The organism is Streptomyces sp. NPDC048018 (assembly GCF_043202995.1).
In the GTDB taxonomy this organism is placed as follows: Bacteria; Actinomycetota; Actinomycetes; order Streptomycetales; family Streptomycetaceae; genus Streptomyces.
Genome location: NZ_JBIDBK010000003.1, coordinates 1,002,782 through 1,024,855 on the forward strand (window position 1 = coordinate 1,002,782; position 22,074 = coordinate 1,024,855).

Annotated in this window: 22 protein-coding genes and 1 riboswitch; of the genes, 9 read left to right on the forward strand and 13 right to left on the reverse strand. The window is 73.0% G+C overall.

The annotated features are described in order from the left end of the window. The first annotated feature begins 29 nt into the window (after positions 1-29). Positions 30-1,115, forward strand: coding sequence for a DMT family transporter (locus ACGF1Z_RS15705; protein WP_393004071.1), 1,086 nt, complete (start codon positions 30-32; stop codon positions 1,113-1,115). On the opposite strand, the gene ACGF1Z_RS15710 is transcribed toward ACGF1Z_RS15705, so the two are convergent. Further along, a complete protein-coding gene (locus tag ACGF1Z_RS15710; RefSeq protein WP_393004073.1) occupies positions 1,106-2,437 on the reverse strand; it encodes an aminotransferase class I/II-fold pyridoxal phosphate-dependent enzyme in 1,332 nt (443 codons plus the stop codon). The two genes, ACGF1Z_RS15705 and ACGF1Z_RS15710, sit on opposite strands and share 10 nt — an antisense overlap. A gap of 35 nt (positions 2,438-2,472) precedes the next feature. Between ACGF1Z_RS15710 and ACGF1Z_RS15715 the strand changes: the two genes are divergently transcribed. Further along, positions 2,473-3,201: a pyridoxamine 5'-phosphate oxidase family protein gene (locus ACGF1Z_RS15715; RefSeq protein ID WP_393004075.1), complete on the forward strand. Its 729-nt coding sequence runs from the start codon at positions 2,473-2,475 to the stop codon at positions 3,199-3,201. Between the two features lie 12 nt (positions 3,202-3,213). Further along, positions 3,214-3,873 (forward strand): FMN-binding negative transcriptional regulator, encoded by a 660-nt coding sequence (locus tag ACGF1Z_RS15720; protein WP_393004077.1) that lies wholly within the window; start codon positions 3,214-3,216, stop codon positions 3,871-3,873. 90 nt (positions 3,874-3,963) lie between these two features. Here ACGF1Z_RS15720 and ACGF1Z_RS15725 read toward each other — a convergent pair whose 3' ends face one another. From ACGF1Z_RS15725 to ACGF1Z_RS15735, 3 genes are all read right to left on the reverse strand, one after another. Then, positions 3,964-4,932, reverse strand: coding sequence for a DMT family transporter (locus ACGF1Z_RS15725; protein ID WP_393004079.1), 969 nt, complete (start codon positions 4,930-4,932; stop codon positions 3,964-3,966). Between the two features lie 176 nt (positions 4,933-5,108). Continuing rightward, positions 5,109-6,134 (reverse strand): DMT family transporter, encoded by a 1,026-nt coding sequence (locus tag ACGF1Z_RS15730; RefSeq protein WP_393004081.1) that lies wholly within the window; start codon positions 6,132-6,134, stop codon positions 5,109-5,111. A gap of 41 nt (positions 6,135-6,175) precedes the next feature. Continuing rightward, entirely contained in the window at positions 6,176-6,721 is a 546-nt protein-coding gene (locus ACGF1Z_RS15735; RefSeq protein ID WP_393004083.1) for a Clp protease N-terminal domain-containing protein, read from the reverse strand. Between the two features lie 258 nt (positions 6,722-6,979). On the opposite strand from ACGF1Z_RS15735, the gene ACGF1Z_RS15740 reads away from it, so the two are divergent. Both ACGF1Z_RS15740 and ACGF1Z_RS15745 read left to right on the forward strand, forming a co-directional pair. After that, positions 6,980-7,201 (forward strand): hypothetical protein, encoded by a 222-nt coding sequence (locus tag ACGF1Z_RS15740; RefSeq protein ID WP_393004085.1) that lies wholly within the window; start codon positions 6,980-6,982, stop codon positions 7,199-7,201. 69 nt (positions 7,202-7,270) lie between these two features. Continuing rightward, positions 7,271-7,699: an SRPBCC family protein gene (locus ACGF1Z_RS15745; protein ID WP_393004087.1), complete on the forward strand. Its 429-nt coding sequence runs from the start codon at positions 7,271-7,273 to the stop codon at positions 7,697-7,699. A gap of 66 nt (positions 7,700-7,765) precedes the next feature. Here the strand turns inward: ACGF1Z_RS15745 and ACGF1Z_RS15750 are convergent, their stop codons facing one another. Next, complete coding sequence (locus ACGF1Z_RS15750; RefSeq protein WP_393004089.1) at positions 7,766-8,386, reverse strand: PadR family transcriptional regulator; 621 nt, start codon at positions 8,384-8,386, stop codon at positions 7,766-7,768. Positions 8,387-8,573: 187 nt separating this feature from the next. Here ACGF1Z_RS15750 and ACGF1Z_RS15755 point away from each other — a divergent pair, with 187 nt between their 5' ends. Continuing rightward, on the forward strand, positions 8,574-9,383 hold the full coding sequence (locus tag ACGF1Z_RS15755; RefSeq protein ID WP_393004091.1) for a PhzF family phenazine biosynthesis protein: 810 nt from the start codon (positions 8,574-8,576) through the stop codon (positions 9,381-9,383). Positions 9,384-9,458: 75 nt separating this feature from the next. On the opposite strand, the gene ACGF1Z_RS15760 is transcribed toward ACGF1Z_RS15755, so the two are convergent. Both ACGF1Z_RS15760 and ACGF1Z_RS15765 read right to left on the reverse strand, forming a co-directional pair. Further along, positions 9,459-10,247, reverse strand: a complete 789-nt coding sequence (locus ACGF1Z_RS15760; protein WP_393004093.1) for a CPBP family intramembrane glutamic endopeptidase — start codon at positions 10,245-10,247, stop codon at positions 9,459-9,461. 67 nt (positions 10,248-10,314) lie between these two features. After that, positions 10,315-11,832: a glutamate--cysteine ligase gene (locus ACGF1Z_RS15765; protein WP_393004095.1), complete on the reverse strand. Its 1,518-nt coding sequence runs from the start codon at positions 11,830-11,832 to the stop codon at positions 10,315-10,317. A gap of 481 nt (positions 11,833-12,313) precedes the next feature. On the opposite strand from ACGF1Z_RS15765, the gene ACGF1Z_RS15770 reads away from it, so the two are divergent. Then, positions 12,314-12,934: a hypothetical protein gene (locus ACGF1Z_RS15770; protein WP_393004097.1), complete on the forward strand. Its 621-nt coding sequence runs from the start codon at positions 12,314-12,316 to the stop codon at positions 12,932-12,934. A 298-nt stretch (positions 12,935-13,232) separates the two neighbouring features. Beyond that, the gene (locus ACGF1Z_RS15775) at positions 13,233-13,439 is read left to right on the forward strand and encodes a DUF5999 family protein (protein WP_393004099.1); all 207 of its coding nucleotides are present in this window, start codon (positions 13,233-13,235) and stop codon (positions 13,437-13,439) included. 82 nt (positions 13,440-13,521) lie between these two features. On the opposite strand, the gene gcvP is transcribed toward ACGF1Z_RS15775, so the two are convergent. Next, positions 13,522-16,407, reverse strand: a complete 2,886-nt coding sequence (gene gcvP, locus ACGF1Z_RS15780; RefSeq protein WP_393004101.1) for an aminomethyl-transferring glycine dehydrogenase — start codon at positions 16,405-16,407, stop codon at positions 13,522-13,524. Positions 16,408-16,586: 179 nt separating this feature from the next. Continuing rightward, a riboswitch (glycine riboswitch) is annotated at positions 16,587-16,685 on the reverse strand. Between the two features lie 114 nt (positions 16,686-16,799). Here gcvP and ACGF1Z_RS15785 point away from each other — a divergent pair. After that, on the forward strand, positions 16,800-17,171 hold the full coding sequence (locus ACGF1Z_RS15785) for a PRC-barrel domain-containing protein (RefSeq protein ID WP_393004103.1): 372 nt from the start codon (positions 16,800-16,802) through the stop codon (positions 17,169-17,171). Between the two features lie 233 nt (positions 17,172-17,404). On the opposite strand, the gene ACGF1Z_RS15790 is transcribed toward ACGF1Z_RS15785, so the two are convergent. From ACGF1Z_RS15790 to ACGF1Z_RS15810, 5 genes are all read right to left on the reverse strand, one after another. Beyond that, on the reverse strand, positions 17,405-18,799 hold the full coding sequence (locus tag ACGF1Z_RS15790) for a DNA polymerase IV (protein WP_393004105.1): 1,395 nt from the start codon (positions 18,797-18,799) through the stop codon (positions 17,405-17,407). A gap of 178 nt (positions 18,800-18,977) precedes the next feature. Further along, positions 18,978-19,595, reverse strand: a complete 618-nt coding sequence (locus ACGF1Z_RS15795) for a MerR family transcriptional regulator (protein WP_393004107.1) — start codon at positions 19,593-19,595, stop codon at positions 18,978-18,980. A gap of 208 nt (positions 19,596-19,803) precedes the next feature. Next, positions 19,804-20,277: a bifunctional nuclease family protein gene (locus ACGF1Z_RS15800; RefSeq protein WP_365350453.1), complete on the reverse strand. Its 474-nt coding sequence runs from the start codon at positions 20,275-20,277 to the stop codon at positions 19,804-19,806. A 53-nt stretch (positions 20,278-20,330) separates the two neighbouring features. Beyond that, on the reverse strand, positions 20,331-21,077 hold the full coding sequence (locus tag ACGF1Z_RS15805) for a MerR family transcriptional regulator (protein WP_393004109.1): 747 nt from the start codon (positions 21,075-21,077) through the stop codon (positions 20,331-20,333). 28 nt (positions 21,078-21,105) lie between these two features. Continuing rightward, positions 21,106-22,062: an FHA domain-containing protein gene (locus ACGF1Z_RS15810; RefSeq protein ID WP_393004111.1), complete on the reverse strand. Its 957-nt coding sequence runs from the start codon at positions 22,060-22,062 to the stop codon at positions 21,106-21,108. Positions 22,063-22,074: the final 12 nt, after the last annotated feature.

Consider the following 22,074-nt stretch of genomic DNA (forward strand, 5'->3'; position numbering starts at 1 on the left):
CACGGTGCCCCTCGGCGAACCTCGTTGTCATGAGCTCCACCACCCCTTCCCCCCGCGCCGGGGTCGACTGGCGCATCCGCTTCGGCGTCCTCGCCCTGATCTGGGGATTCAGCTTCCTCTTCATCAAGGTCGGCACGCGGGGCTTCGCCCCCTTCCAGGTGACCTTCGGCCGCCTCCTGTTCGGTACGGCGGTCCTGCTCGTCGCCCTGGTCGTGAAGCGCGACCGCCTGCCGCGCGGGGCACGCACCTGGGGCCATCTGACGGTGGCGGCCCTCCTCCTCAACGCCCTGCCGTTCTCGCTCTTCTCGTACGCCGAACTGACGATCCCCTCGACGCTCGCGGGCATCTGCAACGCCACGACCCCCCTGTGGGGCATGGTGCTCTCGCTCGTCGCCCTCTCCGAGGACCGCCCGACCCGGGTGCGGGCGGCCGGACTCGGCATCGGCTTCGCCGGCGTCCTCACCGTGCTCGGCGCCTGGCAGGGCTTCTCGGGCCTGGACGCCGGGGGCACGGCGCTCGCCCTGCTCGCCTCGGCCTCCTACGCGGTCGGCTGGATCTACGTCCGCCGGACCCTCTCGGGCACGGGCTCGTCGAACCTCTCCCTGGCCACGGCGCAGGTCGGCCTGGGCACCCTCCAGCTGGCCCTGGTGACCCCCCTGTTCACCACCTGGCCGGAGTCCGTCGAGATCCTCCCGCTGGTCTCCGTCATCGCGCTCGGCGCGCTGGGCACGGGCTGGGCGATGCTGCTCCAGTACGGCGTGGTGGCCGAGGTCGGCCCGACGACGGCGTCGATGGTCACGTACTTCATCCCGGTCATCGCCACCGCCGCGGGTGTCGCCCTGCTGGACGAGCACCTCACCTGGAACACCCCGCTCGGCGCCCTGGTGGTGCTCGCCGGCGCGGCCCTCACCCAGACCCGCGCCTCGAGCCGGCGGGAACGGCACCCGGCGCCGGCGGGAGGCGGTCCGGGGGCGCCGCACGCACGGAAACCCGCACGGACCGCCGCATCACGCACGAGCGAGGCGCCGACGGCGGAGGCGCGGCCGGCGGGAGCCCGGGCGCCCGAGGAGACACCGCGGCCGGCACGGACGGCGCCGACCGCCCCTCAGCCGTAACTCCGGGCGGGCGCGGGCCCCGCCGCGAACGCCACCGCGTCGGCCAGCGCCTCGACCTCGCCCACGGCAAGCCCCGAGACGGTCAGCCGCACCGCCGGCCCCGCCTCCATCCGGAACCGGGCGCCGGGCGCGACCGCCCACCCCCGCCCGAGCAGCCGCGCCACCGCCCCGGTCTCGTCGGCGACCGGCACCCATACGTTCATCCCGCTGATCCCGTGTGCCTCGACCCCGCGCCGGGCGAGCGCCCGCACCAGGCCGTCGCGTCGCGCCCCGTAGGCCGCCGCGACGGCCTCGGGGTCGACCGCCCCCGTACGCCACAGGTGCACCACGGCGCGCTGGAGCAGCCGGCTGACCCAGCCGGGTCCGAGCCGCTGCCGCCCGAGCACCCGGTCGACGGTCTCGGCGTCCCCGGTGAACGCGGCGATCCGCAGGTCGGGCCCCCATGCCTTGGCCACGGACCGCACGCACACCCACCGCCCCTCGCCCGTGGCGAGCGGGTGCAGCGGCTGGGCGACGATCCCGTGCCCGTGGTCGTCCTCGACGAGCAACACGTCGGGATGCGCGGCGAGGACCGCGCGCAGTGCGGCGGCGCGCCGCCCGGACACGCAGGCCCCGGTCGGATTCTGCGCCCGGTCGGTGATGATCACGGCCCGCGCCCCGGCGCGCAGCGCCCGCGCGACGGCGTCCGGCAGCGGCCCCTCGTCGTCGACGGCGACGGGCACGGGCCGCAGCCCGAGCGCCGGCACGAGGTCGAGGAGGCTGCCCCAGCCGGGGTCCTCGACGGCGACGGCGTCGCCGGGCCTGAGATGCACGGCGAGCACGCGCTCGACGGCATCGAGCGACCCCGAGGCGACGCCCACCGGCCCGGCGGGCACGCCGCCCGCGTCGAAGGCGGCGCGCGCGAGTCGCGCGAACTCCTCGTCGACGGGCGCCTCGCCGTACAAGGGGGGACGCCCGGCGTACTCACGGGCGACCGCGGCGAAGGCGGTGTCCAGCCGCGGAAGGAGCGCCGGGTCGGGGCTGCCGTTACTCACGTCGCGGACGCCTTCGGGCGCCTCGACGCGGAGGGAGCCGCGGGCGGTGGTGGCGGGCGCGGGCCGGACGCGACTGCCGCGCCGACCGTCGGTCTCGATCACCCCGCGCTCCCGCAGGGTGCGGTACGCGGCGGCGACGGTGTTCGGATTCACTCCGAGCGTGGCCGCCAACTCCCGCATCGGCGGCAACAGTTGGCCGGGCGCGAGGTCCCCGGAGGCCACCCCCCGCTCGACGCTGGCGGCGATCTCCGATGCGCGACGACCTTCGATCCGATACTCTCCTAGCACAAAGCCCAGTATGCACTAGTGCAATGGAGAGCGCAATGTCGGACGCGACGGCCGCAACGGACACCGAGGCCACCACGGGAACGCCGGCCGGGGCGGCCCCGCTGCCGCACCCCTACGAGCCCACCGACCGCACCGTCCCCACCCGGTCCCGCGAGCGTGCCTCGTACGACCGCGAGCTGGTGCACTCGATACTCGACGAGACCTACCTCTGCCACCTCGGCTTCGTCCGCGACGGCGCGCCCGTGGTCCTGCCCACGCTCTACGGCCGGGTCGGCGAGCGGCTGTACGTGCACGGCTCGACCGGCTCCCGGCCGCTGCGGATGGCGGGGACCGGCGAGGAGTCGCCCGGCCTGCCGGTCTGCCTCACGGTCACCCACGTGGACGGGCTGGTGCTGGCCAAGTCCGCCTTCCACCACTCGATGAACTACCGCTCGGTCGTGGTCCTCGGCACCGCCCACCAGGTCACCGACCCGGAGGAGCTGCGCACGGCCCTGGACGCACTGGTCGACCACGTCGTCCCGGGCCGCTCGTACGACTCCCGCCCCGGCAACGCCAGGGAGCTCGCCGCCACCGCCGTGCTGCGCCTCGACCTGAACGAGGTCTCGGCCAAGGTCCGCACCGGCGGCCCCCACGACGAACCCGAGGACCTGGCGCTGCCCCACTGGTCCGGCGTGGTCCCGGTCCGGCGGACCTACGGCACCCCGGTGCCGGCCGCGGACCTGGACCCGGCGATCGCCCTGCCCGACTACCTCGTCACCCTCTGAGGACGGACCCGCATGCTGATCCACCCCTGGGACGCCGCCCACGACGAGGGAGAGTGGCGGAGCTGGCTGGCCGCCCACGACTTCGGCCAGCTGGCCGTCAACGGCGCGCCCGGCGAGCCGCCGTGGGTGCAGCCGATGCACTTCCGCTACGAGCCGACCCCCGGCCCGTACGGCCAGGTGATCGCCCATCTCGCCCGCCCGAACCCGCTCTGGCACGACCTGGAGCAGCGCCCGGTGGTCCTCCTGAGCGTGGTCGACGACTACGTCTACGTCCCCGGTCACTGGACCGCCCCGGCGGGCTCGCCCAGCAGCCACGGCACCCCGACCTCGTACTACGCGGCCGTCCAGCTCCGCTGCACCGCCCACGTCGTCGAGGACCCGGCGGAGAAGGCGGCCCTCCTCAACCGTCAGGTCGCCCACTTCCAGCCGGAGGGCGGCACGGCGGAGGTGCGCCCCGCCGAGCCCCCGTTCGGCCGGATGCTCGCGGGCATCCGGGTCCTGCGCCTGGAAGTCACGGACGTCCGGGCGAAGTTCAAGTACGCGGGCAACAAGCCGCAGGACGTCCAGGAGCGCGTCCGGGCCCATCTGGCGGAGCGGGACGGCCCCGGCGACGCGGCGGCCAGGTCCCACCAGACCCGCCGCCGCGCCACCGGGCCGACCGCCGGGAGCTGACCGAGGTCACGCCCCGGCCCGGGCCACGGGCGGTCCGCGCGAAGGGCGCTCCGGACGGTGATCCGGCCCGGGCCACGGGCCGCTCCCGGGCTACGAGGTGACCGCCACCCCTTCCGGCCGTCGCCGCCCGGCCGCCGCGCGGGCCTCCGCGAAGGCGAGGCCGGTGACGGCAGCGAGCAGCAGCAGGGTGCCGCCGACGGTCGCGGCGGTGAGGCGTTCGCCGAGCAGCGTGACCGCGACGAGGGCCGCGCTCACCGGCTCCAGAAGCATGATCACGGAGACGGTCGCGGCGCGGACGACGGCGGCCCCGGCGAAGTAGAGGGCGTAGGCGAGGGCGGTCGGCACGGCCGCCACGTACACGAGGAGTCCGAGCACCCGCTCCGGGGCGTCGGTGTGCGGAACGAGCCCTTCGTGCGCGGCCAGGGGCAGCAGCCCGACCGCTCCGATCGCGAAGGCCCACGTGGTCGTCGACAGCGCGTCCGTGGCACCGCCGGCGCGGCCGAGCCACCGGGTGAGCAGCGTGATCGCCGCGTATCCGGCGGCGGACACCAGAGCGAGCCCGATCCCGAGCGGCCGGACCTCGGCGCCGCCGCCCCCGAGGACGAGGACCCCGAGTCCGGCGAGCGCCCCGGTCACGGCCATGGCGCCGCCGGCGCCGATCCGCTCGCCCATGAGGACGCGCGCGCCCACCGCGATGAGCACGGGCCCGGCCCCCAGGGTGACGACGGTGCCGACGGCGAGGCCGGTGGCCTCGACCGCGGCGAAGTAGGCGCTCTGGAAGACGGTCAGGCCGATCCCGGTGCCGAGGATGCGCACGAGCCGCCGCCGGGGGGCTTCGGCGGGCGCCGCCGACCGGGGTCCGCGCCGCAGCGCGCGGGCACCGAGGAGCAGGACGAGGCCGCCGACGCAGCGCCAGAAGGAGAGGGCGAGCGGGCCCGTGTCACTGGCCCGGAAGACCAGCGAGGCCGCCGCCCCGGCGGTGCCCCAGGCGATTCCGGCGACGATCAGGTAGGTGAGGCTCCGCCCGGCGGACAGGGCGGAGGCAGCGGTGTTCGACACGTGCGTTCTCCGTGTGAAGACAGGGGTCTGGGTGGTCGCTCGGCTCCGCGGGCGGGCAGCGACGAACCGCTCGGGGGCCTGTGTCGGCCGGCCCGAGCCCGGTCTTCGTCAGCGGAAGGTGCCGCCCGCGCTAGGCGGCAGGAGGCGGAAGAACGGTCGCGTGCATGATCCGCACCCTACGGGCCGGTCCGCCCGGCCGCCAGCTCGCCCTCCCCGGTCCCCCGGGTGTCCCGGGCTTCCCCGGTGCCCTCGGTGGCCGGCTCCCGGGAACCGGCCACCGGCTCGTCCGGCGCCGCCTTGGGCGTCGAGGACTGGGCGATGAAGGCGCCGACGAGGACGACCGCACCGCCGATGATCTGCGGCGCCGCCAGGTGCTCGCCGAGCAGGACCCAGGCGAGCACGGTCGCGATGACCGCCTCCAGACAGGCCACGACACCGGCGACCTGCGGGGAGAGCCTGCGCACCGAGACGACGCCGGTCACGTACGCGAGGACGGTGGCGATCAGCACGATCCAGCCGAGCAGCAGCCAGGCCGGGGCCGCGGTGCCGTTCAGGTCGGCGGTGCCGCCGAGGATCGCCCAGTCCATGCCCCACGGGCGGGCGACGACGGTGAGGAGGAGGGCGCCGACGAGCAGTCCGTAGGCGATGACTCCGATCGGATCGGCGGGTTCGGCCTCGTCACTGCCCTGGTCGGACAGGACGAAGTAGCCGACCTGGCAGCAGGCGGCGGCGAGCGCGAGCAGCAGTCCGAGCAGGTCGAGGCTGAGTCCGGACCAGACCTGGACGACGCAGGCGAGGCCGCCGACGGCCAGGACGACGCCCACGGCGGCGGCGCGGGTCACCGGGCGCCGCTGGACGAAGCGGACCCAGCCGAGGACGAGGGCGGGAGCGAGGTACTCGATGAGCAGGGCGACGCCGACGGGGATCCGGGATATCGCGGCGAAGTAGCAGGCCTGCACGCCGGCGACGGCGAGCAGGCCGAAGCCCGCGAGCAGGGCGGGCTTGCGCCGGACCAGGTCGCGGTGGCGCCAGGCCACGGGCAGCATGACGAGGGCGGCTCCGGCCACCCGGAGCCACACCACGTGGAGCGGGTCGAGTCCCGCCTCGATGAGCGGCTTGGCCGCCACTCCTGAACCACCGAATGCGAAGGCCGACGCCAGGGCGAGTCCCAGGCCGGCGCTTCTCCCCTGAGACGCGTGCATCGGGCCATCATGGCAGGACGCGGACAGGTGCGTAACCCCCGTTACACCTGTTGAGACGCTTCCTCGATCCGGGCGGCCAGAGCGGACCCGTCGACCCCGGCCCGGCGCAGCACCTCGGCGGCCCGGTGGTCCGGATCCGCGGCGAGGGCGGCGAGCAGGTCGAGGCCGCGGACGCGCCGGTCCCCGCGGCGCGCGGCCCGCTCGAAGGCACCGGCGAGGGCCGCTGCGGCGGCGGGCGACCAGCCGGAGGCGTTCCCGGCGCCGCGGACGGCGGGCAGGGTGGAGCCGGCGTCCTCGACGGAGCGCTGCCAGCGGAGCCCGTATCCGATGGAGCGCTGGACGAGGTAGCCGAGGACCCGGGCGAGCTGGTGGCCGTCCCCGATGACGGCGGCGGCCTCGGGGTCGGCCTCGACGAGGGAGTGCAGCAGGTGGGCGGTGTCGACCTGCCGGTCGCCGTCGCGCAGGGCCCGGCGCCGGGCACCGGTGACCGCGGTCACGAGCGGGGCGGTCAGCGCCTCCTCCAGTTCGGCGCGGCGCTCGGCGGGCAGCAGCCGGGGCACCCGGGGAACGGGGACACGGTTCGGCACGGGCGCGGGGCGGCCGGGCGCGGGGTCGAACGGGACGGGCGCCGAAGGGGCAGGAGGTTGCACCCTTCCACCTCACCATGCGCAGCGGGCCCGGACATCCCCGGGGAGGAGCATGTGCGCATCCCACCGGAGGTGTGCACGGGCGCACGATTCCTCCTCCTTACGGATGAGATCACGCGAGTTCTTCAGAGGGGCGCGCGCCGCCTTGTCACGCGCCCTGTTCGCAACCACGACCCCCGGCCGTGTCGTCCTTCAGGCATGTTCTGGATGGTGGCCCTGCTCGCGCTCGACGGGCGGCAGTACGTCTACCGCGTGTACGCGCCGCGGGCGGCACTGCCGGCCGATCTCTTCTGGGCCGCGTTCCACTGCCACGACGAGAGCGGCGGACCGCGCGCATCGGACCGGTTCGACTCCGCGCAGATCTGGTGGTTCGACGGCGCCGACGGCGAGCCCGCAGAACTGACGGTTCATCAGTATTGAATGTTCACGCCGCCAGGGCTACGTTCCGCGACACGAAAGCCCGACTGGTACGCGTGAAGGGGTGGCCCCATGGCCGAAGTCAGCGCGGAGGCACGGATCGAGGCACCGTCCGGGAAGGTGTGGGCGCAGCTCACCGACTTCGCCTCGTACGGGGAGTGGAACGCCACCCACACCGATTTCCCGGACGGCGGCCCGTCCACCCTGGAGACCGGCGCCACCTTCGCGGAGAACATGAAGCTCATGGGCTTCCCCGCCGAGGTCACCTGGACGGTGGAGGAGCTGGAGACCGGCCGCGTCCTCGCGATCCGCGGGAAGGGCCCGATGGGCGTCGTCGTCGGCACGCGCTACTCCCTCAGCGCCGACGGCGGGGCCACCACCGTACGGATCGACGGGGAGTTCACGGGTGCGGCCGTCTCCCTGATGGCGGGCAGGCTCAAGGACTCGGCGACGGCTGCGCTGACCGAGTCGCTGCGCAAGCTGGCCGGCCTGGTCGCCTGACCGCGCCCCGTACGCCGACGGGCCCCGCGGCGGATCGCCGCGGGGCTCCTCGGTCACGGTCCCGGCTCAGTGCTCGTCGGCCAGGATCAGGTACAGCTTCTTGCGGGCGTCGTTGATGACCTCGACGGCCTTCTGCCGCTGCTCGGCGCTGCCGGTCTTCCAGACCTGGCCGAAGGCCTCCATCAGACCGAAGCCGGCCTGCCGGATCTCGTTCACGGCGTCCCAGTCGACGCCGCGCCCCGCCTCCTCCCAGGGGGCCTCCGGCCCCGCCCCGGCCTCTTCGCGCCCCGTGTCGGTGAGCGTGAACAGCTTCTTGCCGCCCTCGCTCTCGCTGACGATCAGCCCCTCGTCCTCCAGCATCTGGAGCGTCGGGTAGACCGAACCGGGGCTGGGCTTCCAGGCCCCGCCGCTGCGCTCGACGATCTCCTGGATCATCTCGTAGCCGTGCATCGGGCGGTCCTTGAGGAGGGCCAGGATCGAGGCCCGCACATCGCCGCGCCGCGCCCGGCCGCGGCCGCCGCCGCGCCCCCGGCCGCCGAAGGGGCCGCCGCCCCAGGGCCCGCCACCGCCAGGCCCGAAGGGGCCGAAGGCGGCTCGCCGCCCTTCGAAGTCACCGCGAGGGCCGGGTCCGCAGGGTCCGCGTCCGGCTCCCGGGCCGTGTCCGTACTCGTGTCCGTAGGTACGCATCGCAACGCTCCTTCCATCGGGATTCCATCGTTGAACTGTCGCGATGCTTCAACGATATATCGGAACTGTTCGCCGAGCAACACCCCGACTGTCACGCCGCCCGCCGCCCGGCCGGGAGGCGCAGCGGTCCAGATCTCCCGAATTGGCCTTGGCCTGCGCGTTTTCCGTTCGGGTACGGTCCCGTTCCATGCGGATTCGAATCGTCGACGCCTTCACCGACCGGCCCTTCGCCGGCAACCCGGCCGGAGTCCTGCTCCTCGACTCCTTCCCGGAGGACGCCTGGCTCCAGAAGGTGGCAGCGGAGGTGAACCTCTCCGAGACCGCCTTCGCCCACCCCCTGCCGCCGGGCGGCGAGGCGGACTGGGCCCTGCGCTGGCTGACCCCCACCACCGAGGTCGACATGTGCGGCCACGCCACCCTCGCCACCGCCCACGTCCTGCACAGCACGGGCGCCGCCACCGGCACCGTGCGCTTCGCCGCGCGCTGCGGGGTCCTGGTCGCCACCGCCGAGACGGACGGCACGATCACCCTCGACTTCCCGACCTCCTCCCTGACGCCGGTCCCCGCGCCCGAGGGCCTCGCCGCGGCACTGGGCGCCGAGCCGGTCGCGGTGCACGACACCGCCGCCCACATCGGCGACCTGGTCGTGGAGCTCGCCGACGAGGCGACGGTCCGCGGCCTGACCCCGGACTTCGCGGCCCTGGCCACGCTCTCCGACCGGGGGATCATCGCGACCGCCGTGGCCGACGAGCCCGAGGGCGCGTACCAGTTCGTCTCGCGCGGCTTCTTCCCGGCCGTCGGGATCGACGAGGACCCGGTCACCGGCAGCGCCCACACCGCCCTCGCGCCGTACTGGTCCGCCCGCTTCGGCCGGGACGAGCTGACCGGCTTCCAGGGCGGTGCGCGCACCGGCCTGGTCCGCACCCGGCTGCGCGGCGACCGCACCCTCCTCAACGGGCACGCGGTCACCGTCATCGACGGCGAACTGCGCGCCTGAGCGTCACCCGCCCATGGCGAAGGGGCGCACGGCCGATGCCGTACGCCCCTTCTCCCCGGCCCCGGGGGCCGGCGCTCAGACCGTGGGCAGCCAGCCCACCTTCCCCGCGAGCAGGCCGTAGCCGACGAAGGCCACGATGTCGAGCAGCGAGTGCGCGACCACCAGCGGCCCCACCCGCCCCCAGCGGCGGTACAGCCAGACGAACACCACGCCCATGACCATGTTCCCGAGGAAGCCGCCGACCCCCTGGTAGAGGTGGTACGAGCCGCGCAGCACCGAACTCGCGGCGAGCGAGGACTTCGGGGACCAGCCCAACTGGTCGAGCCTGCGCAGCAGATAGCCGACCACGATCACCTCCTCCACGACGGCGTTCTGGATCGCCGACAGGATCAGGACCGGGTACTTCCACCACACGTCCGGCAGCGACTCGGGCACCACGGTGAGGTTGAACCCGGACGCCCGCGCCGCCAGGTAGAAGGCCAGGCCGGCGCTGCCGATCCCGGCCGCCACCAACGCACCGCGTCCCAGGTCCGGCCACGGCCGGGTGCGGTCGAAGCCGATGGCCCGCAGGCCCCGCGCCCCGGCGCCCTCGCGCAGCAGCAGATGCGCGACGAGGACGACCGGCACGAGGGCGCTCGCGATGCCGAAGAGCTGCCACGCCAGGTCGAGCCAGGGCCGGCCCGGGGCGTACGAGCCGTTGAGCGTGGCCGCCTGTTCCTTCAGGGAACCCGGCTTGGTCAGCGAGCCGATGAAGCTGATGAGGGCCGAGACCCCGCTCGCGCCGAGCGACAGCGCCAGCACGATCAGCGTCTCGGAGCGCAGGATCCGGCGCGGCAGGCCGCCGGGAGGAGGGGAAGCGTCCATCACTCGTTGCTCCGCCACCACACCTGTCTCCCATTCCCCATCGCCTGTCGGGTAACGGGAACCCTACCTATGCCACCGGGGAACCGCCGTCGAGCCCCACGGGCCAGGTGTGCACCGGCTCTCCGGTGAGCATCAGCTCACGGTAGCGGCGGGTGGTGGCCGCGAGCGCCGCCGGGCGGTCCAGACCCGAGTCGAGGCCGTGGTGGAAGGTGTCGGCCTGCCAGGAGGCGCCGTTCACCCGCCGCCGGCAGCGCTCCTCGATCACGCCGAGATAGAAGTCCCGGTCCCGCGGCTCGACGTGCCAGGCGTCGAGCCCGGCGGCGGCCAGCGGGAGCAGCTCGTCGAGGACGAGGCGTACGGCGGGCACGGTGGCGATCCCGCCGGAACGGCCCGGACGGGGCCAGCGCAGCTCCGCCTCGATGCCGTGGCGGCACGCGGTGTCGAAGTTGTGCTCGGCGTCCGCGAAGTCCATCCGCTTCCAGAGGGGCCGGGACTCCTCGGCGAGCGCCCGAACCAGCCCGTAGTAGAACGCGGCGTTGGCGACGACGTCGGTGACCGTGGGGCCGGCCGGCAGGACGCGGTTCTCGACCCTCAGGTGCGGAACACCGTCGACCCAGCCGTACACCGGGCGGTTCCAGCGGTAGACGGTGCCGTTGTGCAGGATCAGCTCCTGCAGCCGGGGCACCCCGCCCTCGTCGAGGACGCGCAGCGGGTCCTCGTCCTCGCAGATCGGCAGCAGGGCGGGGAAGTAGCGCAGGTTCTCCTCGAAGAGGTCGTACGCGGAGTCCACCCAGCGCTCCCCGAACCAGGTGCGCGGCCGCACTCCCTGGGACTGGAGCTCGGGCGGGCGGGTGTCGGTGGCCTGTGTGAACAGCGGCGGACGGGACTCGCGCCACAGCTCCCGGCCGAAGAGGAAGGGCGCGTTGGCGCCCATGGCTATCTGGACCCCGGCGATCGCCTGTGCCGCGTTCCACACGGCGGCGAAGCGCGGCGGCGTCACCTGGAGGTGCAGCTGGACGGAGGTGCAGGCGGCCTCGGGAACGATCGAGGCCGAGGTGCACAGCAGGCGCTCGACGCCGTGGATGTCGAGGGTGAAGTCCTCTCCGCGGGCGGCGAGGATCTGGTTGTTGAGCAGGGTGTAGCGGTCGGCCGCGGACAGGTTCGAGAAGACGGCGTCCTCCTGGGTGAGGGTCGGCAGGATGCCGATCATCACGACTCCGGCCCCCAGTTCCCCCGCCTTGCGGTCGGCATAGCCGAGCCCGGTGCGGAGTTCCTCCGCGAGCCGGTCGAATACGTGGCCGCCGAGCCGGTGCGGGGTGATGTTCACTTCCAGGTTGAACATTCCGAGTTCGGTCTGGAAATCGGAGCTCGCGATGCGGTCGAGCACCGGGGCGTTCAGCATCCGGGGCAGCCCGTCCTCGCCTGCGAGATTGAGTTCGATCTCCAGGCCCATGAGATTGCGGGGCCGGTCGAACCGCTTCTCCGCAAGCAGCCGCGCGAGGGCGGCGAGGCATTGCTGGAGCTTTCGGCGGTAGTGCTGCCGGTCGGACGGGCCGAACCCGTCGGCCACGACCTTCTCCCCCATCGAGCGTCCCTCCCAGTGAGCAGCCGCCACGACGGCCGCGAGCGTCTCGGACCATGATGCCCACCGGGTTGATCGACAAGCCTGCGAATCCGAGGTGTGAGCGGATAGTCTGGACCGGCTTTCTCCGGAGGCAGTCCCCACAGGCAAGGGCAATCGACATATACCAAAGTCATATTGTCCTGAGAGGTGGGGGTGAGATTCGGCCTACCGGCCTCCCGCGGAAAGTGCAGGCAGATGTTCCGCCGGACGCGCGCATTCCACAGAATCTCCGGAGAATGACGACCGGATGACGCCTTGTCAGGAATATAGAGGCCGTCTACCGGAAACACTGTGTGAACACGTGTCGTATAAACTCCGCGCACGAGGCAGAGTGTTGGCGCCCGGCCATGCACCCATGGCCCCCCGCTCTGGCCCCGTCGCCGACAACGCCGTCGTACCTGCCCACGCATCACCGTGTCTCCTGAGTGAGAGGCGACCCACCATGCTCCGACCCTCCCCGGCCCCCGCGCCGGCTCTCCGCAGTGTCCTCGCGGCTCTCGGCTCGCCCTCGGCGGTCCGCGAACCCCGCACCCCGGCCCTGCGGGCCGCACAGGGACCGCTGAGCCCCGAACTCCCCCTGCCCGTACACGTTCTCGGGCTGTCCACCGCATCCGGAGCCCCCGGCGCGGCCGCCGCGACGGAGCAGCAGCCACCCGGCACCCGACTGGCGGGCTGGCGCTTCCTGATCAGGAACGGGGACCGGGCGATCGCCGCCGGCGACACGATGCTCACCCCGGACGGCTGGTCCTTCTCGCACTTCTTCGAGGGTCCCTACGTCACCGCCACCGAACGGGCCCTGATCCAGGCCGAGGCCCTGGCCACCCCGTACCAACCGCGGCTGCTCTCCGTACCGGAGCTGTACATGCTGACCCTGTGGCTGCACACCGACACGGAGGCGGACGGCGCCACGACCGAGCCCGGACCGGACGACCTCCTGGTCCCGCTCGCCCCCGCGCCGCCGGGAATCGCCGCCGACCGGCCCTACCGGCTCGCCGACCTGCTGCCCGTGATCGGTCTGCGGCTCGCACCCCCGCCGCTGCTCGGCTCCCCGGCTCCCGCCTGATCCGGCACACAGGTGCGCCCCGGGGCCCTCGGCCGCGGGGCGCACTGTCGTCCGAGACGGGTCCCGTTCGGACTAGCCCAAGGGGACCACCCCGAACCCCCCGAAGAGATGGTGCAGTTGACCTGAACCGCCCCTGCGGGTGATGCGTCTTCCCGGGAGAGGACGAGCTGCCGCGAAATACCTGCGGAACGTCGTTCGTAGGGCAAGACTGGGACCGGAACCGAACCGACCGACGGGGGCGGCCATGCCGACGAAGAGCCGCAGGACATCCACCACGACGCAGCGAAAGAACCCACCCATGTGCCAGCACCAGCCTGCCTGTCCCACCGCCGACTCCGCCGACCGGGAGGCCGCCCGACTCGTGGCGCACCACCCGGAGCAGGGCTGGAGCCTGCTGTGCAACGGTGTCCTGCTCTTCGAGGACACCGGTGAGCTGCTGCCGGACGGGCAGATCATCGCCCCGCACCGCCCGCTGACGGCGGCCCGGGTCATCACGGCGGCCTGAGGGGCCGCCGCCGCGCGGTACGCGCAACGCCGAGGGCCGGCCCGGAGAGGTCTCCGAACCGGCCCTTGTGTCATGCCTGGACTCAGTTGTCGTACTCGTCCAGCGGCGGGCAGGAGCAGACCAGGTTGCGGTCGCCGAAGGCCCCGTCGATGCGGCGCACCGGCGGCCAGTACTTGTCCGCGGTCGAGACGCCGGCGGGGAAGACCGCCTCCTCGCGGGTGTACGCGTGGTTCCACTCGCCGCCCAGCGCCGCCGCGGTGTGCGGGGCGTTGCGCAGCGGGTTGTCGTCGGCCGGCCAGGCGCCGGAGCCGACCTTCTCGATCTCGGCGCGGATCGCGATCATCGTGTCGCAGAAGCGGTCGAGCTCGACCAGGTCCTCGGACTCGGTGGGCTCGATCATCAGCGTGCCGGCCACCGGGAACGACATCGTCGGCGCGTGGAAGCCGTAGTCGATCAGACGCTTGGCGATGTCGTCGACGCTGACCCCGGTCTCCTTGGAGAGCGGGCGCAGGTCGACGATGCACTCGTGGGCGACCAGGCCGGCCGGGCCGGTGTAGAGCACCGGGTAGTGCGGCTCCAGGCGCTTGGCGATGTAGTTCGCCGCGAGCACGGCCACCTGGGTGGCGCGCTTGAGGCCCTCGCCGCCCATCAGGCGCACGTACGACCACGAGATCGGCAGGATGCCCGCGGAGCCCCACGGAGCGGCCGAGATCGGGCCGACACCGGTCTCGGGACCGGCCGTCGGCTGCAGCGGGTGGTTCGGCAGGTAGGGGGCGAGGTGCTCGCGCACCGCGACCGGACCGACGCCGGGGCCGCCGCCGCCGTGCGGGATGCAGAAGGTCTTGTGCAGGTTCAGGTGCGAGACGTCGCCGCCGAAGTGACCCGGCTTGGCGAGGCCGACCAGCGCGTTCAGGTTGGCGCCGTCGACGTACACCTGGCCGCCGGCGTCGTGCACCGCCCCGCAGATGTCGGCGACGTGCTCCTCGAACACGCCGTGCGTGGACGGGTAGGTGATCATCAGCACGGCGAGCTCGTCGCGGTACTGCTCGATCTTGGCGCGCAGGTCCTCGACGTCGACCTCGCCGTCCTCCGCCGTCCGGACGACGACGACCCTCATGCCGGCCATCACCGCGGACGCGGCGTTGGTGCCGTGCGCGGAGGACGGGATGAGGCAGACGGTGCGCTGCAGGTCGCCGTTGGCGCGGTGGTAGGCGCGGACGGCGAGCAGACCGGCCAGCTCGCCCTGGGAGCCGGCGTTCGGCTGGATCGACACCTTGTCGTAGCCGGTGACCTCGGCGAGGCGCTCCTCCAGCTCGGTGATGAGCGTGAGGTAGCCCTGCGCCTGCTCGACCGGGGCGAACGGGTGGATCTGGCCGAACTCGGGCCAGGTCACCGGCTCCATCTCGGTGGTCGCGTTCAGCTTCATGGTGCAGGAGCCGAGCGGGATCATGCCGCGGTCGAGCGCGTAGTCGCGGTCGGCCAGCTTGCGCAGGTAGCGCAGCATCGAGGTCTCGGAGCGGTGCGCGTGGAAGACCGGGTGGGTCAGGTACGCGTCGTCGCGCAGCGCGTCGGCGGGCAGCGCGTCCTCGGTGACGGCGTCCAGGGCCTCGATGTCGGCGTCGACGCCGAAGGCGGACCAGACCGCGGCCAGCTGGGCGCGGGTGGTCGTCTCGTCGCAGGAGGCGGACACGTGGTCGGCGTCGACGCGGTAGAGGTTCACGCCGGCCTCGCGGGCGGCGGCGACGACGGCGTCGGCACGGCCCGGGACGCGGGCGGTGACGGTGTCGAAGAAGGCGCCCTGGGTGAGCTCGACGCCCCCGGCGCGCAGTCCGGCGGCGAGGATGGCGGCGTACCGGTGGGTGCGCCGCGCGATTCCCTTGAGCCCCTCGGGGCCGTGGTAGACGGCGTACATGCCGGCCATGACGGCGAGCAGCACCTGAGCGGTACAGATGTTGCTGGTGGCCTTCTCGCGGCGGATGTGCTGCTCGCGGGTCTGCAGGGCCAGGCGGTAGGCCTTGTTGCCGTCGGCGTCGACGGAGACGCCGACGAGGCGGCCCGGCAGGGAGCGGGCGTGCTTGTCCTGGACGGCCATGAAGCCGGCGTGGGGACCGCCGAAGCCCATGGGCACGCCGAAGCGCTGGGTGGTGCCGACGGCGATGTCGGCGCCGAGCGAACCGGGCGAGGCGAGGAGCGTCAGGGCGAGCAGGTCGGCGGCGACGGTGACGATGGCACCGAGCTCGTGGGCCTGGTCGATGACCGGCTTGATGTCACGGATGGCACCGGAGGCACCCGGGTACTGCAGCAGCACACCGAAGACGCCGCGCTCGGCGACCTCGGCGGGGATGCCGGCGCTCAGGTCGGCGACGACGACCTCGACCCCGGTCGGCTCGGCGCGGGTCTCGATGACGGCGATGGTCTGCGGCAGCGCGTCGGCGTCGATCAGGTAGACACCGTTCTTGACCTTGCCCACCCGGCGGGAGAGCGCCATGGCCTCGGCGGCGGCGGTGCCCTCGTCCAGGAGGGAGGCGCCGGAGGTGGGCAGACCGGTCAGGTCGGCGACCATGGTCTGGAAGTTGAGCAGCGCCTCGAGGCGGCCCTGGGAGATCTCGGGCTGGTACGGCGTGTAGGCCGTGTACCAGGCCGGGTTCTCCATGACGTTCCGCAGGATGACCGGCGGGGTGAAGGTCCCGTAGTAGCCGAGCCCGATCATGGGGGCGAGCACCTGGTTGCGGTCCGCGAGCGCGCGCAGTTCGGCGAGCACCTCGGCCTCGGTGCGGGCCGCCGGAAGCGCCAGGGCCTCGGTGTTCTTGATGACGTCCGGAACGGCGGCGGCCGTGAGCTCGTCGAGGGAGCCGTAACCGACCTGGGCGAGCATCTTGGCGCGCGCCTCGGCGTCGGGTCCGATGTGCCGCTGCTCGAAGGGAATACCCTGCTCGAGCTCGGAGAGCGGAGTGCGGTTGGCGGTCATGTACGGGGGCCTCCTGGTCGTCACGACCTGCGAGGGGCACCACGGCGCGGGTGCCCGGACGGCCTCCCCCTCTGTCATCCAAACCTGAGAGCTTCACCGGCCCCGCCTCGCGGTGGGCCGGCTTTCACCGTCGGTGAGAGCGGATCGCCGTCGACGCCCGCCCTGCTTTCCAGAGTGACCTCGTCCGCGCGGTACAGGGGCCTGAGAGATTCCGGGGAGGATTTGCTCCTTCGGCGCCTCCGCGAGTTTCCTCCGGAGGACTCTCCCGCGCGGGGTCGACAGCCACAGCCAGCCTACCAGCGCCGTTCCCTCTTCCATCGCTCAAGTGGCCGACATCCCAGATGTGCACTTTCGTTGTGCTTGTAGAGCAGTTGCGACCAGTTGGAGGGACCGTGCAGACCGACATCGATCCGCGCAGCCTGATCGGCCGCAAGGCGTTCGACCGGAACGGGCACAAGATCGGCACCGTTGACGAGGTGTACCTGGACGACGCCACGGGAGTCCCCGAATGGGCCGCCGTGCGCACCGGTCTGTTCAGCCGGGACGCGTTCGTCCCTCTGGAGCCGAGCGACTTCGTGAACGACACCCTCCGCATCCCGTACGACCGCGCCCTCATCAAGGACGCCCCCGACTTCGGCGTGGGCCGCCACCTCTCCCCCGAGCAGGAGCTGCAGCTCTACCGCCACTACAGCATGGCGCTTCCGCCGCCGCCCCAGGACTCCCCGAGGGACTTCGGCCGCCTGGCGGGCCAGGAGGACGCGTAGACAGGACGTGCGGCCCCCCGGGCCGGAGCGGCGCGCGGCCGGCGGCCGAGGGCGGTGGCCGGCACGGGCCGTGCGCGGTGCCGTCGGCTCGGCGGGGTGGAGTGCGGCGGTGGGCGCCCGGCGGGTGGCGTGGCTCGGCGGGGTGGAGTGCGGCGGTGGGCGCCCGGCGGGTGGCGTGGCTCCGCGGGCGGGAGGCGCCGGCCCGCGGCAGTGGGCCGCCCCGGGACGTCCGTCTACGCCGCCGCCCCCGTGGCCCCTCCGGGGACCAGCGGCAGCGGCTCCGACGGCTCCAGGTCCGGATCGTCGACCGGGAAGGTCCTGACGCGGCCCGGCGCGGACGTCGGCTCCTCGAAGCGCACGGTCACCCGCCCGACCCCGCTGCCCTGCACCCACCCGGCCCCGTACTCCGCGTGCCGCACGTCGTGCCCGGCGGCCCACCGCCGCCCGGTGCTCTCCGTGGCCGTCGGAGGGACGGGGGAGGCCGCGGCAGCGGCGGCCGTCTCCTCCGTGCCGGCCGGGCCGCCGGCCTCCTCCCCCGCGAGCTCCGCCTCCCGCGCCTCCGCCTGGGCGAACAGGTCCTCCTGGGTGTAGTCCGTCAGCCCGCTCACGCCGACCCCCAGGAGCCGCACCCCGCCCGTCGTGTCCACGAGCTCCAGGAGCCGTCCCGCGGCCTCCCGCACCACCACCGGGTCGTCCGTCGGCCCCCGCAGCGTCTCCGACCGGGTCAGCGTCGAGAAGTCGTAGCGCCGCACCTTCAGGACGATCGTCCGCCCGGAGTGCCCGGAGCCCCGCAGCCGCGCCACGCACCGCTCCGCGAGCCGCTCCACCTCCAGCCGGATCCGCAGCCGGTCGTGCAGGTCCACGTCGAAGGTGTCCTCGACGGACACCGACTTGGCGTCCCGCTCGGCCACCACGGGCCGGTCGTCGTGCCCGAGGGCCATCCGGTAGAGGGAGGACCCGTGCGCACGCCCCAGGATCCGCACGAGCTCGTCCTCGCCCGCTTCCACCACGTCGGTCACCGTCACGATCCCGGCCCGCCGCAGATGCTCGCCGGTCGCCGGGCCGATGCCGGGAATGATCCGCACCGAACGCGGCCCGAGCAGCTCCCGCTCCGTCCCGGGCTCGATGAGCACGAGCCCGTCCGGCTTGGCCTCCTCGGAGGCGATCTTCGCGAGCATCTTCGACCCGGCGAGGCCGACCGACCCGGTCAGCCCGGTCGTGGCGCGAATGTCCCGGCGCAGCCTCTCCCCCGCCGCCCGCGCGCTCGCGCCGTCGTCGGCCACTCCGCCGGCCTCCAGGTCGACGAAGGCCTCGTCCAGGCTGAGCGGCTCCACGAGCGGCGAGAGCCGCCCGAGCAGCTCCATCACCTGCACGCTGATCGCCCGGTAGAAGGCGAAGCGCGGCACCAGGTACGCCGCGTTCGGCGCGAGGCGGCGCGCCTGGGCCATCGGCATCGCCGAGTGCACCCCGAAACGCCGCGCCTCGTACGACGCCGTGGCGACCACTCCGCGCGGTCCGAGTCCGCCCACGACCACGGGCTTCCCCCGCAGGCTGGGCTTCGACGCCTGCTCGGCGGCGGCGAAGAAGGCATCCATGTCGAGATGCAGGATGGTGGGCGCGGCTCTCACACGTCCGATGCTGCCCTACGCCACTGACAATCGGCCCGCACTCGGGTACGAGCCGCCCACCGCGGCCGGGAACCGGGCCACGTGTCCCGGCCCCGGGGGGACTGCCCCGGGCGCTGGAGGCACCCGGGAGGCCGTTCCCCCGGGGCCGCCGCTCCGGGCCGGTCCGGCGGAACCCGCCTCAGACCGCCCGGTCGCGCCGCCGGCGCGCCAGCTCGTCGGCCGGGTTGTGCCCGATCAGCGTCTCGCCGGTGTCCACACGCTCGCCGTGCAGCTGCGACAGCGCCGACTCGACGTCACGCCACACCACGCCCACGGCGATGCCGAAGACCCCCTGGCCGCCCTGGAGCAGGTCGACGACCTCGTCGGGCGACGAGCACTCGTAGACGGTCGCGCCGTCGCTCATGAGCGTCATCCGCTCCAGATCACGGAAACCGCGGGCCCGCAGGTGCTGCACGGCGGCCCGGATGTTCTGGAGAGCGACCCCGGTGTCGAGGAAACGCTTGACGATCTTGAGGACGACGACGTCACGGAAGCTGTAGAGGCGCTGCGTCCCTGAGCCGTACGCGGGCCGCACACTCGGCTCGACGAGACCGGTGCGCGCCCAGTAGTCCAGTTGGCGGTAGGTGATACCGGCCGCGGCACAGGCCGTGGGGCCGCGGTAGCCGACGGCGTCCACGTCCGCATCCGTGGCCGCGTCCGTTCCGAGGTCGCCCACCCTGCCGTGAAGCGGATACGGACCACTCTCCCCGGGAGCACGCCCCAGGAAGCCCCCTGCCGTACCGTCGCCGCTGCTCATCACGCCGACCCTCCGTCCTTGACCTGCCCACACGAAGGTAGGCAGTCACCAGGGGTGCGTCAACGATCGCCACACTCGGCACGCCGAGTGATAATCACCCTGAGAGTGGTTTCCCGTGCCCTGATCCGGGGAAAGGCTACTCGAATGCTTCGAGGGCACCCCCAGTCACCGCCGGGCCGAGGGCGGCCCGGCGACCGCCGGTCGCCGGCTACTGGTTGCTGGTCCCGAAGTCCTCCGGGGAGATCTGGTCGAGGAACTCGCGGAACTTCTCCACCTCGTCCTCCTGCTCGTCCGGAATCGCGATCCCCGCGTCGTCCAGCACACCGTCACTGCCGTAGATCGGCGACCCGGTGCGCAGCGCCAGCGCTATCGCGTCGGACGGCCGGGCGCTCACCTCGACACCGCTGGCGAAGACCAGCTCGGCGTAGAAGACCCCGTCACGCAGATCCGTGATGCGGACCTCGGTGAGCTCCTGCCCCACGGCCTCGAGCACGTCCTTGAACAGGTCGTGCGTCAGCGGCCTGGCCGGGGCCATGCCCTGCTGGGCGAAGGCGATCGCGGTCGCCTCACCCGGTCCGATCCAGATGGGGAGGTACCGGTCGCCTCCCACTTCACGCAGGAGAACGATCGGCTGGTTGGAGGGCATTTCCACCCGGACACCCACAACGTCGAGCTCGTTCACACAGCAACCCTAGGACGTGCCCGACCGGTTTGGGTAGTCGGGCCGTCCGGAGATCACTGCAGACGGAGCCCGAGAGCGGTCTGGACCAGTGCCGCGTGCAGCCGAACGGAGAGCCCGGCGAGTTCCTTGGCGGTGGCCTCCGCATGGGCCCTGGTCTGCGGATTACGGTGCCGGCGGAGCGGTGCCACCATCTGCTCGACCAGTCCCGCCTCCCGCTCGGCGGCGGCCTTGACGGCCCGCAGATGCCGGGGTTCCAGACCGAATCTCCCCAGATCCGCCACCAGTTTGGCGACGGTCACGGTCTCGGCGTCGTAGCCCCCGCCGTCGGCCTGGGCGATCAGCCCGTACGACTCCCACTCGACGAGCTCGGCCTCGGTCACCTCGGCCGCGGCGAGCAGCTCGGCGCGGCCGAGCCGGGCCGCCGTGGGCCGCTCTGCGCCATCCGTGTCCCAGGCCCCGTCGAGCAGGTCTCGCTGGGGTCCCGGCGAGGGCAGCCGGACCTGCTCACCCCGCTCGAGGGCGTCCAGGTGCTCCCGGATGACCTTGAGGGGGAGATAGTGGTCCCGCTGCATCCGCAGGATCTGGGCGAGCCGCTCCACGTCCCGCGGGCTGAACTTCCGGTACCCGGAGGCGGTCCGCCGGGGCTCCACGAGCCCCTCGGCCTCCAGGAACCGGATCTTCGAGATGGTCACTTCGGGAAACTCGTCGCGCAGCCGGCTCAGCACCGTACCGATGCTGACCAGTCCGTCGCCCGCGGCGGCGGTGCCGAGGCCGGCACCGCCCGTCGGTGTACGCAGCATGGACCTTCCCTGAAGGTTCTCCGGGGCGTCAAGCGCCCCGCAGGCTCGCGAAGAACACGAGCCGGTACTTGCCGATCTGCACCTCGTCACCGTTGGACAGCACGACCGACTCGATCGGCTCACGGTTGACATAGGTGCCGTTGAGGCTGCCGACGTCCGACACCGTGAAGGTGCCGTCCGGCTGGCGCCGGAAGTCCACGTGACGGCGCGACACGGTGACGTCGTCCAGGAAGATGTCGCTCTGCGGATGCCGGCCGGCCGTGGTCAGCTCACCGTCCAGCAGGAAGCGGCTGCCCGAGTTCGGGCCACGGCGCACGATGAGCAGCGCGGCACCGACCGGAAGCGCCTCGACGGCCGCGAGGGCCTCGGGCGACAGCGACGGGATCTGGCCGGTGGCCTCCGAGTCGTAGGCCTCGAGGCCCGAGATGGAGATCGTCGAGGTCGTCTCGGAAGCACGCTCCGGAACCACCCCGGCACGCAGCGGCGCGCCACAGTGGGAGCAGAACCGGCTGTCCGCCGCGTTGCTGTGACCGCACCTCGTACACACCGGCATGGACGCGTCCTCCTGCCGCGGCTGCCCCGCGGAGGTCTGGGTCGCGTACGGGTCGGAGGTGAACCCTCCACCCGCACTTGAGGTTGATGGTTCTCCGAAACCTATGCGGGCGGCACCGGCGGGGTCAACAGAAGACGCGCCCTGTGCGCCCGGAATGTCGCCACCCTGGCCGCCGACCTCGTCACGGAAGAGCGGGCGCTCCGCGCCCTGTTCCTCACTCTGGGTGTGTCGCGGCGCGCGATGCCGGGCGTTGCCGCCGTCCTCGCGTCCGCTCTTGCCGAACCACTTCGAAAACAACTTCACGGGCGATTCCCCTTGACCGAAACAGACCCGCCCGTGGGGCAGGACGAACCCTGACTGAACACACCTGCCGACCCGGACATCTTCACAACGTCCGTAGCCACTCGACAGTTTCCACCACGCACCACCCATGTGGTGCGGCGA

Excerpts from the sequence above, each read along its gene's own strand:
- ACGF1Z_RS15810 (WP_393004111.1), bottom strand. The coding sequence starts at position 22,062 with ATGGGTGGTGCGTGGTGGAAACTGTCGAGTGGCTACGGACGTTGTGAA.
- ACGF1Z_RS15740 (WP_393004085.1), top strand. The coding sequence starts at position 6,980 with ATGTTCTGGATGGTGGCCCTGCTCGCGCTCGACGGGCGGCAGTACGTC.
- gcvP (WP_393004101.1), bottom strand. The coding sequence starts at position 16,407 with ATGACCGCCAACCGCACTCCGCTCTCCGAGCTCGAGCAGGGTATTCCC.
- ACGF1Z_RS15795 (WP_393004107.1), bottom strand. The coding sequence starts at position 19,595 with ATGAGCAGCGGCGACGGTACGGCAGGGGGCTTCCTGGGGCGTGCTCCC.
- ACGF1Z_RS15755 (WP_393004091.1), top strand. The coding sequence starts at position 8,574 with ATGCGGATTCGAATCGTCGACGCCTTCACCGACCGGCCCTTCGCCGGC.
- ACGF1Z_RS15770 (WP_393004097.1), top strand. The coding sequence starts at position 12,314 with ATGCTCCGACCCTCCCCGGCCCCCGCGCCGGCTCTCCGCAGTGTCCTC.
- ACGF1Z_RS15705 (WP_393004071.1), top strand. The coding sequence starts at position 30 with ATGAGCTCCACCACCCCTTCCCCCCGCGCCGGGGTCGACTGGCGCATC.
- ACGF1Z_RS15750 (WP_393004089.1), bottom strand. The coding sequence starts at position 8,386 with ATGCGTACCTACGGACACGAGTACGGACACGGCCCGGGAGCCGGACGC.
- ACGF1Z_RS15720 (WP_393004077.1), top strand. The coding sequence starts at position 3,214 with ATGCTGATCCACCCCTGGGACGCCGCCCACGACGAGGGAGAGTGGCGG.
- ACGF1Z_RS15745 (WP_393004087.1), top strand. The coding sequence starts at position 7,271 with ATGGCCGAAGTCAGCGCGGAGGCACGGATCGAGGCACCGTCCGGGAAG.
- ACGF1Z_RS15730 (WP_393004081.1), bottom strand. The coding sequence starts at position 6,134 with ATGCACGCGTCTCAGGGGAGAAGCGCCGGCCTGGGACTCGCCCTGGCG.
- ACGF1Z_RS15805 (WP_393004109.1), bottom strand. The coding sequence starts at position 21,077 with ATGCTGCGTACACCGACGGGCGGTGCCGGCCTCGGCACCGCCGCCGCG.
- ACGF1Z_RS15760 (WP_393004093.1), bottom strand. The coding sequence starts at position 10,247 with ATGGACGCTTCCCCTCCTCCCGGCGGCCTGCCGCGCCGGATCCTGCGC.
- ACGF1Z_RS15715 (WP_393004075.1), top strand. The coding sequence starts at position 2,473 with ATGTCGGACGCGACGGCCGCAACGGACACCGAGGCCACCACGGGAACG.
- ACGF1Z_RS15775 (WP_393004099.1), top strand. The coding sequence starts at position 13,233 with ATGTGCCAGCACCAGCCTGCCTGTCCCACCGCCGACTCCGCCGACCGG.
- ACGF1Z_RS15765 (WP_393004095.1), bottom strand. The coding sequence starts at position 11,832 with ATGGGGGAGAAGGTCGTGGCCGACGGGTTCGGCCCGTCCGACCGGCAG.